Genomic DNA, 14,433 nt, shown 5'->3' on the forward strand with positions numbered 1-14,433 from the left:
CTCGCATCTCGCATCTCGCAAGCATAAAAAAACGCACAACCTAAGTCATGCGTTTTATATTTAAGCCTTTGATTTATCAATAACTTCGTTAGTGCATGACCTCTTCTTTAGCACCAACATAGATGAAATCCAATTCGTCTTTTTTCAGGGATACTTTAACCGTACCGCCATCAACCAAGCTACCGAACAGTAACTCGTTAGCAAGTGGTTTCTTAAGCTTCTCTTGAATCACACGTCCCATTGGACGAGCACCCATGGTCTTGTCATAGCCTTTATCAGCTAACCAGTGACGAGCATCCTCAGAAACCTCTAAAGACACGCCACGAGCGTCCAGTTGAACCTGAAGCTCGACAATGAACTTATCAACTACTTGGCTAATCACACTTGGGTCAAGGCTGTTGAACCAAATGATATTATCAAGACGGTTACGGAACTCAGGAGTAAATACCTTCTTGATTTCGCCCATCGCATCTGGCGCATGATCTTGTTGGATCAGGCCGATCGATTTCTTCTCGGTTTCAGCCACACCTGCGTTGGTCGTCATCACTAGAATCACATTGCGGAAGTCCGCTTTGCGACCATTGTTGTCAGTTAGCGTGCCGTTATCCATTACCTGCAGTAGCAAGTTAAAGATATCTGGGTGAGCTTTCTCGATTTCATCCAGTAACACAACAGAGTGCGGGTTCTTGATTACGGCATCCGTTAGCAAACCACCTTGGTCGTAACCAACATAACCAGGAGGCGCACCAATCAAGCGGCTCACTGAGTGTCGCTCACCGTACTCAGACATATCAAAGCGCAGAAGCTCAATACCCATCAACTTAGACAGCTGAACAGTCACCTCTGTTTTACCGACACCAGTAGGACCAGCAAACAAGAATGAACCAACAGGTTTATTGTCTGCACCCAATCCAGCACGGGTCAGCTTAATCGCTTCACTCAATACATCGATTGCAGGGTCTTGTCCGAATACCAACATTTTCATGCGCTCATCCAGTTTCTGGAGTGTATCTTTGTCTGAAGACGATACTGACTTTTCAGGAATACGCGCCATTTTCGCAACCATTGACTCAATATCAGCCACGCTTACCGTTTTCTTACGACGGCTTGCAGGTGCCAAACGACTACGAGCGCCCGCTTCATCGATTACGTCAATGGCCTTATCAGGAAGGTGGCGTTCATTAATGTATTTAGCTGACAGTTCCACAGCGGCACGCAACGCTTTGTTGGTGTAGCGCACTTCGTGGTGAGCTTCGTATTTTGGCTTCAAGCCAATCAGGATCTTGGTCGTATCGTCTAGCGATGGTTCAATAATATCTATTTTCTGGAAGCGACGAGCTAAAGCACGCTCCTTCTCAAAAATACTGCTGTACTCTTGGTACGTTGTTGAACCGATGCAACGTAATTTGCCACTGCTTAGTAGTGGTTTAATTAAGTTTGCCGCATCAACCTGACCACCCGATGCAGCCCCGGCACCGATAATGGTGTGGATCTCATCGATGAACAGAATCGCGTCTTCTTCTTTCTCCAGTTGCTTAAGAATCGCTTTAAAACGTTTCTCAAAGTCACCACGATATTTGGTTCCGGCTAACAGTGAACCGATATCTAGAGAATAAATTACGCTGCTCTGAATGATTTCAGGCACTTGTCCTTCAACGATGCGCCATGCAAGACCTTCCGCGATGGCAGTTTTACCTACCCCCGCTTCACCCACTAATAGAGGGTTGTTCTTACGACGACGACACAGAACTTGGATAGTGCGTTCTAGCTCTTTGTCACGACCGATTAGTGGGTCAATATTGCCCTGCTTTGCGACTTCGTTAAGGTTAGTAGCAAAATTTTCTAAACGGTCTTCAGAGTTAGCTTCTTCAGCATTTTCTGCACCACCAAATGAATCGGATGATGAAGGACTGTCGCCTTCGTTGCTCGCTTTGGTAATACCGTGTGAGATGAAGTTAACAATATCTAAGCGACTAATGTCGTTTTTCTTGAGAAGATATGCCGCGTGAGATTCTTGCTCACTAAAAATAGCCACAAGTACGTTAGCACCTGTTACTTCGCTGCGACCTGAAGATTGAACATGAAAAACAGCGCGTTGAAGTACTCGTTGGAAGCTCAACGTAGGCTGAGTTTCGCGAGTTTCGTCGCTTTCAGGGATAAGTGGGGTCGTTTGATCGATAAAAATATCGAGCTCATTGCGAAGAGCATCGAGATCAGCCTGACAAGCTTGGAGCGCTTCCTTGGCCGCATCATTTTCTAATAATGCTAGTAGGAGGTGTTCGACAGTCATGAATTCATGTCGCTTGTCTCGCGCACGAGCAAATGCGCCATTTAAACTCGTCTCTAATTCTTTATTTAGCATAAGTACCTCCTAAGGGAACAACAGTGTTGTTCGAGCAATTTATACTTGCTCCATTGTACATAGTAGCGGATGCTCATTTTCCTTTGAGTACATCGTGACCTGCGCTACCTTTGTTTCCGCTATTTCAGCACTGTATGTGCCGCATATAGCTTTACCTTCATAATGAACCTTGAGCATCACTTCCGTTGCTTTTTCGATATCTAGTGAGAAGAATCGCTCTAGGATCTCGATTACAAAGTCCATGGGCGTGTAGTCATCGTTATTCAACACAACGTTATACATCGCCGGTGGCTTTACTTTTGTTGCTTCTTTCTCCAGTAAATCTGAGCCTGGAGATGCCCATTCAAAGTTTCTGCTCATATCGCTTTGCTAAGGGTTATTTTTCGGAAGTCGTGAGTGTTTACCTAACTCAAATTTACCACATTCACGCTTTACCGTGTACTAAGAAACTGCACCTAGAAACAGTACCAAAAAATATTCCTCTATACTGAGCCTAATCCACCATTTCCATCGCTGCAAATAAAAGATCTCGATTAACAAGATTAACATATGTGATTGATTAAAAAGACGCCATAACTATTGATACTAACGATAAGATTACCGCTAAGTTACTATTTGGTTAATAGTTTGCGGTTAATCTCGAATGTGATTTGTTATTAAAATTGATCACTTTTATACCAATTTACTATTGACTGTGCTCAATCATTAGCTACATTGGAGCTAAAAGGTTTTTTAATACACTTTTGCAACATGAATTAAAATCAGTAACACGCTTCAAAAATTAACAATAAGGAATAATTACGCAGGGTAGCGTTAATTTCCGTAAGCAATGTACGAGATTCAAGCTATTAGCTGAAATTCTTTAGCTGGTAGGAATGATATCAATCGCACTTACAACAATTGATATAACAACGTTAGTAACAAAATGCATGAGGGATGTATAGCATGGCTACAGGTACAGTAAAATGGTTTAACAATGCCAAAGGGTTTGGCTTTATTTGTCCAGAAGGTGAAGACGGCGATATTTTCGCGCACTACTCCACAATACAAATGGAAGGTTATCGAACCTTAAAGGCTGGTCAGCAGGTCGACTATGAAGTAGAAAGTGGACCTAAAGGCTCGCATGCTAGCTCCGTTGTTCCTGTAGAAGGCAGCGCCGCAAAATAGGCGAATGCAAACTCATGTTAACCTCCATCAGTCGTCATTAACGGTGACAGGTAAACAGAATATTGAAACCGCTCATTTAATACCTGTAACACAGGATTACGTGAGCGGTTTTTTTCGTTTTGGGGGCTCTAAAGTTGCTCACTGGACAATGAGCTCGAAGAGCTACTCCCCTTAAGCTAGGTCTTAAGAAGTATTAGACAGAAAAAAGACGCTTTAACATTATCGTTAAAGCGTCTTTCGTTTTGACTTTATCTATAACTTAGCTACCAGCCTAAGCAACTCGTTAGCAAATCACGTTCATGAGTGACTAACGATGAGTCCAATCACTATGCATCAATAAACGCGTTTAGCGTTGAGCTTGGGCGCATTAGTGTTGAAACCAATGCATCGTCAAGTAGGTAGTAACCACCTAAGTCGCCAGCCACACCTTGAGCGTTGTTCAGCTCTGCAACGATCGCTTCTTCACTTTCAGCCAGTTGACTTGCCACACCTGCAAACTCAGCAGCAAGATCAGCGTCAGCCGTTTGCTCAGCAAGCGCCTTAGCCCAGTATGCCGCTAGATAGTAGTGGCTACCACGGTTATCAAGCTCACCTACTCGACGTGAAGGAGACTTGTTGTTATCAAGGAACTCACCCGTCGCTTTATCAAGCGCATCAGCTAGAACTTGTGCTTTAGCGTTACCTGTTACTACACTCAGGTGCTCTAGAGATGCCGCTAGTGCCAAGAATTCACCTAGAGAATCCCAACGCAGGTGGTTTTCTTTCTCTACTTGTTGAACATGTTTAGGAGCAGAGCCGCCAGCACCTGTTTCAAACAGACCACCACCGTTCATTAGTGGAACAATCGATAGCATCTTAGCTGATGTACCAAGCTCTAAAATCGGGAACAAGTCAGTTAGGTAATCACGTAATACGTTACCAGTAACCGAAATAGTATCTAGGCCTTCTTTGATACGAACCAGTGAGTATTGAGTCGCTTCAAGTGGAGCAAGGATCTTAATTTCAAGACCATCGGTATCGTATTCAGGAAGGTATGCTTCAACTTTCTTGATAAGCTGAGCATCATGTGCGCGTGACGCATCTAGCCAAAATACCGCTGGAACACCCGATGCACGAGCACGCGTTACCGCAAGCTTAACCCAGTCTTGGATTGGTGCATCTTTAACCTGACACATACGGAAGATATCGCCTTCCTCTACGTCTTGCTCAAGAAGCACAGCGCCTGAAGCGTCAACAACTTGAACCTGACCAGCAGCTTCAAGGATGAAAGTCTTATCATGAGAACCGTACTCTTCCGCTTTTTGAGCCATCAAGCCAACGTTTGGTACGCTACCCATCGTTGTTGGATCGAACGCGCCGTTCTCTTTACAGAAATCAATAACCGCTTGGTAAATGCTCGCGTAGCTACGATCTGGGATCATTGCTTTGGTATCTTTTTGCTTACCTTCTGGATCCCACATTTGACCAGAAGAACGCAGCATTGCAGGCATAGATGCATCCACAATGATATCGCTTGGTACGTGTAGGTTAGTAATGCCACGGTCCGAATCAACCATCGCTAGTGGTGGCTGAGTCTCGTATACCGCTTGCAGGTCAGCTTCGATTGCTTCTTTCTGCTCTTGAGGAAGCGCATCAATCTTCGCGTAGACATCACCGATGCCGTTATTTACATCAACGCCTAGCTCTTCAAACAGCTGACCGTGTTTAGCAAATACGTCTTTGTAGTAAACCTTAACCGCGTGACCAAAGATCACTGGGTCAGATACTTTCATCATCGTCGCTTTCAAGTGAAGAGAAAGCAGTACACCTTGCTCTTTAGCCGATGCGATTTCTTTTTCGAAGAATGCAACCAAAGCGGCCTTATTCATCACTGACGCATCAATGATCTCTTTATCTTGCAGTGCAAAAGCTGGCTTCAATGTTTTCTTCGCACCATCTTTGCCAACGAATTCAATGCTAACTTCTGTAGCACCTTCAATGGTTACTGACTTTTCGCTACCGAAGAAGTCTTTGTCGTCCATACTTGAAACGTGCGACTTAGAATCTGCAGACCAAGCACCCATTGAGTGTGGGTTCTTCTTCGCGTAGTTTTTAACAGAAAGTGGAGCGCGGCGATCCGAGTTACCTTCACGCAATACTGGATTTACTGCACTGCCTTTGATTTTGTCGTAAGTCGCTTTTACTGCTTTCTCTTCGTCAGTGTTTGCTTCTTCTGGGTAATTAGGAAGTGCGTAACCTTTTGACTGTAGCTCTTTGATTGTTGCTTGAAGCTGAGGTACAGATGCAGAGATGTTTGGAAGCTTGATAATGTTTGCTTCTGGTGTCTTAGCCAATTCACCTAGTTCTGCTAATGCATCACCAATACGTTGCTCTTCGTTCAAATAGTCAGGGAAGTTGGCAATAATACGCCCTGCAAGTGAAATGTCGCGAGTATCAACGTTAATACCAGAAGAAGCTGTAAAAGATTGAATGATAGGCAGCAGAGAGTATGTTGCTAGCGCCGGAGCTTCGTCTGTAATGGTATAGATGATCGTTGGTTTTTCAGTAGGCATGAAATTTCCCTATAGTTCTTACAAGCTCATTTAAAGTAGTGAGCGTGTTATAAATTGACCAGTAAGCCACTCTAAGAGTGAAAACTGCTTACTCGATAGTCGTACTCTATCTTATTTTTCATACAATCTTGATGACAGCATGAACCAAATCCGTGAGTGCGTTGTTATAATAAAACACGAAGGTATAATTAAACAAATCAGGCTTAAGAGTCCATCAACTTGTTCTATTTTGTGTCTTTTAGGCGCGCAAATGATAGCTCAATTCCGTTTCAGTGAAAACTTTTCAGCACACTTCGTTTACATTTTTGCAAGGTAGTTAACATGTCTACTCGCTCACGCAGCGCATCTCGTTCAGACAAACCGGCTCGTTCTGGTGCAACATTAAAACAAAGCGGTAATAGACAAAGCCGAAGCAGTGATAAGAATAACACTGGCAATTCGCACAACAAATCTCACTCAAGCAAGCACCGATATAAAGGCAAGCCTACCAATGCAAAACCTAAGGTTGCGCTCGAAGATCGCAAAGTAATTCTGTTCAACAAGCCTTTCGATACTCTAAGCCAATTTACAGATGGCGAAGGGAGAAAAACGCTAGCGGACTTTATTCCAGTGAAAGACGTTTATGCTGCAGGTCGCCTTGACCGCGACAGCGAAGGGTTAATGGTCTTGACCAACGATGGTATTTTTCAAGCTAAGCTAACTCAACCAAACTCAAAATCCCCAAAGACTTACTGGGTACAGGTTGAAGGCGCACCTTCTGAGGAAGATTTAGATAAATTGAGAAAAGGTGTCGAACTAAAAGACGGCATGACACTGCCCGCTCAGGTTGAGGTGATGTCTGAACCTGTTGTGTGGGATAGAAATCCTCCAGTACGCTTCAGAGCCGCGATACCGACAACATGGTTGGCTATTACAATCATTGAAGGACGTAACCGTCAGGTAAGACGAATGACAGCCAATATCGGCTTCCCTACCCTGCGTCTTATCCGTTACTCAATGGGTAATATGAATGTGGGGCAGCTGCAGCCTGGTGAGTGGAAAGAGATTTAACTCATAGCAATATATTAAAGCGAGATTTACGTCTCGCTTTTTTGTACGTGAAGATTGATTACTTTTGGTCAATTAACCATTTTTGGAATGCTTTACGCTCTTCTTCATTTGCTCTTGAATACCATAGCTTAAGTTGAAGCGTATTTTCAGACTCTTGCACAGTACTGTCGCCAGCTACCGTTGCTCCAACTACTGCACCAGTTTGTACCGCCGCTAGCTCTTCTTTCAACGAACGAATCTTGCCTGAATCAAAAACTAAGCCTCTTTCTTGGTTGTAGTCTTTAACCAACTGAGGGATATCGCTGTAAGGCAGTGCACCTTGAGATGGAGGCAAAACTTCTTGCACGACTTCTGCATCATCACCGTTTACAGAGATACTGAATATAGGAAGTTCTCTGTCTACATTTTTTTCGATTTTAGCGTACTTTCTACTTAGAAGATCAATATCAACATCAGCATTTTCGGGAACATTAACTACCATAATGTAAGGAACTGTACTGATAAACTCGCGTTTGCCTTTATCGCTCAAATACCCTGTGTAATCTAAAACGAGTTGGTTTTCACCTGAGGTGAATACAGCGTCTTCCACACTTTCAACAACCTCACCGTTCAAAGTATTTAGCGAAATACCAGAAGCCAAATCAAGAGCAGCCGTTGCGTATGGTGCAGAGAATAGACAGACAAAACTCAAATACCACTTGTTCATGTACGATTCCTTAATCAATAAATGTAAAAAAGCCAGCTAATAGCTGGCTTTTGTATAGCATAGTTAACTACAGATTAGAATGTGTAGTAAACACCAGCGATAACGCCGTCAGCATCTAGAGTTTGTGATGCGTATTCGAAATCAGCAGTTTGGTATTCAGCTAGGAATAGGATGTTGTCACGGAATGCGTAATCAACACCAACAACTAGGTTAGTAGAGTCGATATCAGAGATCTTAGAAGTACCCGCTGCTGTAGCGATTTCGTCAGTTGTTGCTACAGAGTATGTAGCGTATAGACGAACAGCGTCGATTTGGTAAGCAGCTGCGATACCCATAGTTTCACCGTTGCCGTAAGAATCAGCAGCGATGTCAGATAGGTCCCAGTAACCGTAACCTTGGTTGCCTTCAAACTGTGCGTAAGTAAGCGCTAAGTAAAAACCACCAAATTCAGCAGAAGCAGAAACACCAGCAAGAGAGTAATCTACGTCTTTAGCAGCGTCACCAGTGATGTAAGAAGCACCGATAGAGAAGTTGCTGAATGCGTAATCTGCAGAGATACCGTAAGTGTTGTCAACGTCTTCAGTAGAATCAGTGTTAACGTCAGCTACGATTGTGAAACCTTCAACGAATTGACCTTTGAATACAGCGCCGTGGCCAGAAGACTCGCGGTGGTGACCACCAGTAGAGCCCATGTAGTTACCTTCGTTTGTGATATCATCTTTCTGGATAGCGTCAGCAGATTCTGCTAGGTCGCCAGTTTCACCGAAAGCCATACCCCAAGTGTCAGTTTTAAAACCAGCTAGAACGTCATCGAACTTAGCGTTGCTGCCGTCAGTTTCGATTTCGAAAGATGCGAATGCTGTGAACTGATCGTTAAGCTTCTGCTCAGCGTCAAGTTGGATTTTAGCCCAAGTAGAAACGTCAGCTTCGTTCTTAGTTGTTTCAGTTAGGTTTTTGTCTACTTCAGATTGAGATAGGTAGATATCTACCTCGCCTTTTAGGCCAACTTTAGTATCGTCGTTAGAGTAAATTTCTGCTGCGTTTACAGAAGTTGCTGTAGCTGCGATAGCTAGCGCTAATAGAGTCTTTTTCATAATAAATCCACTGCCTTTTCTAAGAATGGGAGATCCTTGCCCGGTTCCCTTTTATTTTTATGACTGGTCATTACCACTCTTTGTTGGTTAATCACCGTCACTAAATTTCGAGGTCTAGATTGCAAAAGATTATCCTGCGTGTCAAATAAACTAAAAACAAACCTAAAAAAAACACAAAGCAATCAAAATCAACCACTTACATTTTTTTTCATTGTTTTACGAGCAGCTTATCCTTAGTTTTATCAGGAAATATAATAATCCAAAAAAAGAACAAAACAGCATTTAACACCACAAACAACTTGTAAAAACGCCACATCTCAGGATTTAACACCTACAAGCAAGTCTTTTTTAATATTTATATTTCGCAACATAAATAAAATAGTTAAGTTCCTGATGGTTCAGTTTTTTTTTGTGAACAAGATCTACCTTTGATTCAAAAGCAAGCTATTTCACCGTAAATGTACCGACTAGTGATATGTGCTACTATCCTCGCTCCGTTACGTAGGTCACAGTATGCTAACTACTAAAATTCAAAAATCTATTCGCACCAGTTATCAAAACCTCCAAGATCAGTTGGACAACTTTGTACCTCGACGTGCTCAAAATTACCTTGTTGCAGAAATAGCGAAGACACTTTGTGGTCAATACCACAAAAGTAATCGCATGATTGTTGCAGAAGCGGGAACCGGGATCGGGAAATCACTGGCTTATTTAATGGCAACTATTCCTGTCGCTGTGCTCAATAACCGAAAAATAGTCATATCAACGGCGACGGTTGCGCTACAAGAACAGCTCGTCAATAAAGATCTCCCTCTATATAGAAGACTGACTGATCGAGAGTTTTCTTTCATATTAGCGAAGGGTAGACAGCGTTATTGTTGCTCCGAAAAGCTAGCCGCTGCCTGCGGGGTTGATGGCGGACAAATAGCCATGTTCGAATCTAAGCCAAAGAAGAAAGATATCGAGCAACTTCAAACCATGTATCGAAGCCTAACCCAAGGTAAATGGGATGGTGACCGCGATTCGTGGCCAAAACCCATCGACAACATGATTTGGCAGATGATTGTTAGTGATAAGCACAGCTGTAATAACAGTATGCCTACTCATAGAGACTGCCCTTTCCAAAAAGCGCGCTCAGAGCTAGATAAAGCAGACGTGATTATCGCCAATCACAGTTTAGTGATGGCAGATGCTGACTTAGGCGGCGGTGTGATACTGCCTGAGCCAGAAAATAGCATCTATATATTCGATGAAGCTCACCATTTACCGCATGTAGCCAGAGATCACTCTTCTGCGGCGGCAAGTCTAAAGGGTGCCGCTTCATGGTTAGAGCGTTTAAACCAATCCATCACTAAGCTTTCAGGCCTCGCTGACGAGAAACGTGTCCACCGGTTTCGAAATGAACTGCAAGACTCAGTGCAACAGCTGATCCCTACCCTGACTCAAATGAGTAAACAGTTTGACGCTAACCACTTTGAAGACGGCTTGTATCGCTTCGAACATGGCGACTTACCTGAGTGGCTAGAGAATGAATCTAAAGATCTCAAGCAGCTCACGCAAAAGGCGAGCCAAGCCGTTGCGAAGATTGCAGACCTAATTGCAGAACGAGTTAAAGACGGCGAGCTTTCAGCAAAACTTGCAGAGCCGGCACTGGCAGAAATTGGCTTCTATATACAAAGAACAGAGAACCTTGCTCAAGTTTGGCGCTTAATGGCTGAACCGAAGAGAGAAAAAGGCGCTCCTTTGGCTCGTTGGCTCGAACTGAATAAAGAAAGCGAAGGCGATTTCGTTGTGAATGTTTCGCCACTAGAGGTAGGTTGGCAACTGGATCAACAAATCTGGAGCCGCTGTGTGGGTGCCGTATTAGTATCTGCGACCATGAGGGCGCTCAACTCTTTCAGCTTTTTCTGTCATCAAGCCGGTATCAGCCAAAAAGCAGAAGATGGCGTACAGTTTTTGGCTTTGGCATCACCGTTTGATTACCAGAATCAAGCTGAGCTGATCGTTCCGGCAATGAAGTACGAACCACAAGCACCTCAGTTTACCGAATATCTTATTGAAATTTTGCCTAAGGTAATAGAAGACAAAAAAGCCAATCTCGTTCTATTCTCTTCTTACTGGCAAATGAACAAAGTTGCAGAGGCTTTAACAACAGATTTCGTTAAAAAGTCGTGGGCATTGCAGGTTCAAGGCGATACTTCACGAACTGAAATTCTAAAAAAACATAAAAAGCTAATAGACCAAGGTAAAACCAGCGTTCTTTTTGGAACTGGCAGCTTTTCTGAAGGTCTTGATCTACCGGGTGAGCTTCTTGAAAACCTCGTTATTACCAAGATTCCTTTTGGTGTTCCTACCTCTCCCGTAGAGCAAGCACATTCAGAATATATTGAATCACGCGGTGGTAACCCTTTTATGCAGATTACTGTTCCAGATGCGAGTAAAAAGCTTATTCAATCTGTGGGTAGACTACTGCGTAAGGAAAGAGATTCTGGTAAAGTCACGATCCTTGATAGACGCATAGTAACGAAGCGATACGGAAAGTCCCTACTCGATTCACTACCGCCTTTTAAAAGAACAATAAAATACTAATATCCCCTGCCCTTGAGGTAGTTATGGGCCTTCATCGCTAGGCCCTTGCATTCACAACCCAACATGACTAATCCATAGATTTTTCATGTGGCTGCCCTATCAGCCGATAACGAGAACACTAGCTATTTATGGAAATGATTGAGCCAACCATGTTGGTCATACTTGCTCTGGTTGCATTTGCAGCAGGCTTTATTGATGCTGTCGCAGGTGGCGGAGGGATGTTAACCGTTCCAGCTTTGCTATCGCTTGGCCTGCCGCCACACATTGCACTCGGAACTAATAAGCTGGCCGCAACGTTTGCTTCATCTACAGCTGCATTCACTTACTACCGTAAAAAGCTGTTCAAGCCTGAGTGTTGGGTCAATGCATTCATATCTACTTTAATAGGTGCGACCATCGGCACACTCACTGTTGATGCCATTAGCACCGAGTGGTTAGAGAAGGTATTGCCGTTAGTCATTCTTGCCGCAGCGGTCTATACCATTTTTCATAAGACTCCAGATGTGAGCCATAATGTGTCTCCTAAGCCATGCCCTGTGCTTAAGAGAAAACAAAAGTACCAAGGATTCATTCTTGGCTTTTATGATGGGGTTGCTGGCCCAGGAACTGGCGCGTTTTGGACGGTAAGCTCTATGGCGCTTTATCGCTTAAACATCTTACTTGCCTCTGGTCTATCCAAAGCCATGAACTTTACCAGTAACTTTACCTCTTTGGTGACCTTCGCGATTCTTGGTCATATTGATTGGGTTCTAGGTTTAACCATGGGCCTTTGTTTGATGGCCGGTGCATTTGTTGGCGCTCACTCTGCTATTCGGTTCGGTGCTACATTTATAAGACCTGTGTTTGTTACAGTTGTAAGCGTACTTGCAATTAAACTGGCATACGAAGCTTGGTTTGTGAACTTATAGGCAGTAGCCAACGGGAAGTGAAATGAATCAATTTTCAAAGCTAAAAAGTGTTATTGATACCTTGATTGGCCATTGCTCGCAGGTTGACAAATCTCGAGGGGCTTATCATCAAGCCTTGTTTGACCGAGCCTTATTTAAATGCGGCGCCTCTGTTTTGCTTCCCTATGCACTTGAAACTCAGGCAACGTACCGCACCATTGTACGTGAACAAACCTCAAATCAACTGACCGCGTCCAGAGCCAACTACCTGACAGAAAAGCTGACCAATCAGATTGCAGCAATCCAAAGAGAGTTAGCCAACCACGATTTACGCTTGGACCGAAAAAGCAAGTCAGGGAAAACCCTGAACGACCTATACAACGAACTCGCCCAGCACCAAGACTGGCAAAAGCGATTGGTCGATTTAGTACGAGTACGAAAGTTAACGTTTGATTCTGCTCCTCGCCACAGTAAGAAAAAAGCGGAAGAGGCTTGGCAGTTAGCAAAAGAGCGATTAGAACGCTGTGAAGACTCAATGAAAAATATTGAGAGACTGATTAACTTAGAGAACCCTAAGCGAAATGAACACTGATAACACACCATCACCACTGGATAACGCACCAGAAGAAGTTAAGTTAGCTGTCGACCTGATCTATCTGCTCGAAAGCAACGAAATCGATCCAAAAGTCGCGTTAGAAGCAATCAAAATTGTCCAGCAAGATTTACAAGCCAAACTAGCATCTAGCATCTAGCATCTAGCATCTAGCATAAAAATATACAGGATTCACATGTACCAACTCAGCTTTTCTATGCCCGAGTTTCTTGAAAACTACTGGCATAAAAAACCAACCATCTTAAAGGGTGGCTTCCAAAACTTCGTCGACCCAATTTCGCCGGAAGAACTTGCTGGTTTATCGATGGAAGAAGAAGTGGATTCTCGCTTTGTCTCTAACCTCGACAATCAGTGGACTGCAGAACACGGCCCATTCTCTGAAGAAAAGTTTGGCGAATTAACCGAAACTCATTGGCAACTGATCGTTCAAGCAGCGAACCACTGGCACCAAGGCGCAAATCAGCTGACTGAGGCGTTCCAAGCGTTACCAAACTGGTTATTCGACGATCTCATGATCTGCTACTCAGCACCTGAAGGCGGCGTAGGCCCACATATTGATCAATACGATGTCTTCATCATTCAAGGTCAAGGCAAACGTCAATGGAAGGTTGGCGCTAAAGATGTTGGCCAATACAAAGAGACTGTTCAAGCGTCTGCACTTCGTCAAATTGAAGGTTTTGACCCAATCATTGATGAAACTTTAGAGCCGGGCGATATCCTTTATATCCCACCAGGTTTCCCACATGAAGGGAGCACGTTAGAGCCGTCAATGAGCTACTCTATTGGCTACCGCTCGCCTAAAGAACAAGAACTGATCAGCAACTTTGCCGATTTTGTGCTTGCTCATGATATGGGTGACGTACACCTGCACGATCCAGAATTCAAAATGCAAGAAGGCTACGGAAAAATTCGTTCATCGGATTTAAGTAATCTCACAGGCATGTTGAAATCTGCACTAGAGCAACCTGAAACCATCAGTGAATTCATGGGTTGTCTGCTAAGCCAATCACGCCACCAGCTTGATATCGTTGCTCCAGAGCCACTATGGACTCAAGAAGAGATCGCTCAACACATAGAGTCTGAAGGTGAAATTCACCGAGTATCAGGCTTAAAAGCGCTCTACCACGAAAATGAAAGCAACACGGCTTACATCAATGGCGAAGTGGTTAAGGTTGATGAAGCGGATTCTTCGTTACTCAACATACTTTGCGATGAGACCATGATTACCTCGGCTACTGCCCTATCTCCTTCGGGCGTAACTGTCGTGACTGAATTGGTCAACAAAGGCTACTGGTTTATCGAAGAGTAAGCAGCGTCAACCGCTGGTTATTGCCTAGCCTCTAAATAAACAATTAAAAAAGGGACAAATGAAATCTTCATTTGTCCCTTTTTCTATTCAAGAATTGGTTAAGG

General features: G+C 43.7%; 12 protein-coding genes. 7 read left to right on the plus strand and 5 right to left on the minus strand.

Annotated elements, in window-relative coordinates:
• Window positions 1-88: 88 nt before the first annotated feature.
• Both clpA and clpS read right to left on the minus strand, forming a co-directional pair.
• Complete coding sequence (clpA, locus tag AB4384_RS01045) at window positions 89-2,362, minus strand: ATP-dependent Clp protease ATP-binding subunit ClpA (RefSeq protein ID WP_017062108.1); 2,274 nt, start codon at window positions 2,360-2,362, stop codon at window positions 89-91.
• 39 nt (window positions 2,363-2,401) lie between these two features.
• Window positions 2,402-2,722 carry an ATP-dependent Clp protease adapter ClpS gene (gene clpS / locus AB4384_RS01050; RefSeq protein ID WP_004737430.1) on the minus strand — a complete coding sequence of 107 codons (321 nt, stop codon included), beginning with the start codon at window positions 2,720-2,722 and terminating at the stop codon, window positions 2,402-2,404.
• Between the two features lie 585 nt (window positions 2,723-3,307).
• On the opposite strand from clpS, the gene cspD reads away from it, so the two are divergent.
• The gene (cspD, locus tag AB4384_RS01055) at window positions 3,308-3,529 is read left to right on the plus strand and encodes a cold shock domain-containing protein CspD (RefSeq protein ID WP_004736548.1); all 222 of its coding nucleotides are present in this window, start codon (window positions 3,308-3,310) and stop codon (window positions 3,527-3,529) included.
• A gap of 326 nt (window positions 3,530-3,855) precedes the next feature.
• On the opposite strand, the gene AB4384_RS01060 is transcribed toward cspD, so the two are convergent.
• Window positions 3,856-6,081 carry an NADP-dependent isocitrate dehydrogenase gene (locus AB4384_RS01060; RefSeq protein WP_017067848.1) on the minus strand — a complete coding sequence of 742 codons (2,226 nt, stop codon included), beginning with the start codon at window positions 6,079-6,081 and terminating at the stop codon, window positions 3,856-3,858.
• Window positions 6,082-6,402: 321 nt separating this feature from the next.
• Between AB4384_RS01060 and AB4384_RS01065 the strand changes: the two genes are divergently transcribed.
• Window positions 6,403-7,131: a pseudouridine synthase gene (locus AB4384_RS01065; RefSeq protein ID WP_136973574.1), complete on the plus strand. Its 729-nt coding sequence runs from the start codon at window positions 6,403-6,405 to the stop codon at window positions 7,129-7,131.
• A gap of 58 nt (window positions 7,132-7,189) precedes the next feature.
• On the opposite strand, the gene AB4384_RS01070 is transcribed toward AB4384_RS01065, so the two are convergent.
• Window positions 7,190-7,837 carry a DUF2057 family protein gene (locus tag AB4384_RS01070; protein ID WP_102398103.1) on the minus strand — a complete coding sequence of 216 codons (648 nt, stop codon included), beginning with the start codon at window positions 7,835-7,837 and terminating at the stop codon, window positions 7,190-7,192.
• 74 nt (window positions 7,838-7,911) lie between these two features.
• Window positions 7,912-8,931, minus strand: a complete 1,020-nt coding sequence (locus AB4384_RS01075; RefSeq protein WP_104216125.1) for a porin — start codon at window positions 8,929-8,931, stop codon at window positions 7,912-7,914.
• Window positions 8,932-9,444: 513 nt separating this feature from the next.
• On the opposite strand from AB4384_RS01075, the gene dinG reads away from it, so the two are divergent.
• From dinG to AB4384_RS01100, 5 genes are all read left to right on the plus strand, one after another.
• On the plus strand, window positions 9,445-11,520 hold the full coding sequence (gene dinG / locus AB4384_RS01080) for an ATP-dependent DNA helicase DinG (protein WP_102398102.1): 2,076 nt from the start codon (window positions 9,445-9,447) through the stop codon (window positions 11,518-11,520).
• A 128-nt stretch (window positions 11,521-11,648) separates the two neighbouring features.
• Window positions 11,649-12,428, plus strand: a complete 780-nt coding sequence (locus AB4384_RS01085) for a TSUP family transporter (protein ID WP_017062114.1) — start codon at window positions 11,649-11,651, stop codon at window positions 12,426-12,428.
• A gap of 22 nt (window positions 12,429-12,450) precedes the next feature.
• Window positions 12,451-12,999, plus strand: coding sequence for a primosomal replication protein (locus tag AB4384_RS01090; protein ID WP_017062115.1), 549 nt, complete (start codon window positions 12,451-12,453; stop codon window positions 12,997-12,999).
• Window positions 12,989-13,159, plus strand: coding sequence for a pleiotropic regulatory protein RsmS (gene rsmS / locus AB4384_RS01095; protein ID WP_017055021.1), 171 nt, complete (start codon window positions 12,989-12,991; stop codon window positions 13,157-13,159). Before AB4384_RS01090 ends, rsmS begins: the two co-directional genes overlap by 11 nt.
• Window positions 13,160-13,195: 36 nt before the next feature.
• The gene (locus AB4384_RS01100; RefSeq protein WP_017066710.1) at window positions 13,196-14,329 is read left to right on the plus strand and encodes a cupin domain-containing protein; all 1,134 of its coding nucleotides are present in this window, start codon (window positions 13,196-13,198) and stop codon (window positions 14,327-14,329) included.
• The last annotated feature ends 104 nt before the right edge of the window (window positions 14,330-14,433 follow it).

The organism is Vibrio sp. 10N.261.51.A4 (genome assembly GCF_041471945.1).
Lineage (GTDB): Bacteria > Pseudomonadota > Gammaproteobacteria > Enterobacterales > Vibrionaceae > Vibrio > Vibrio crassostreae_C.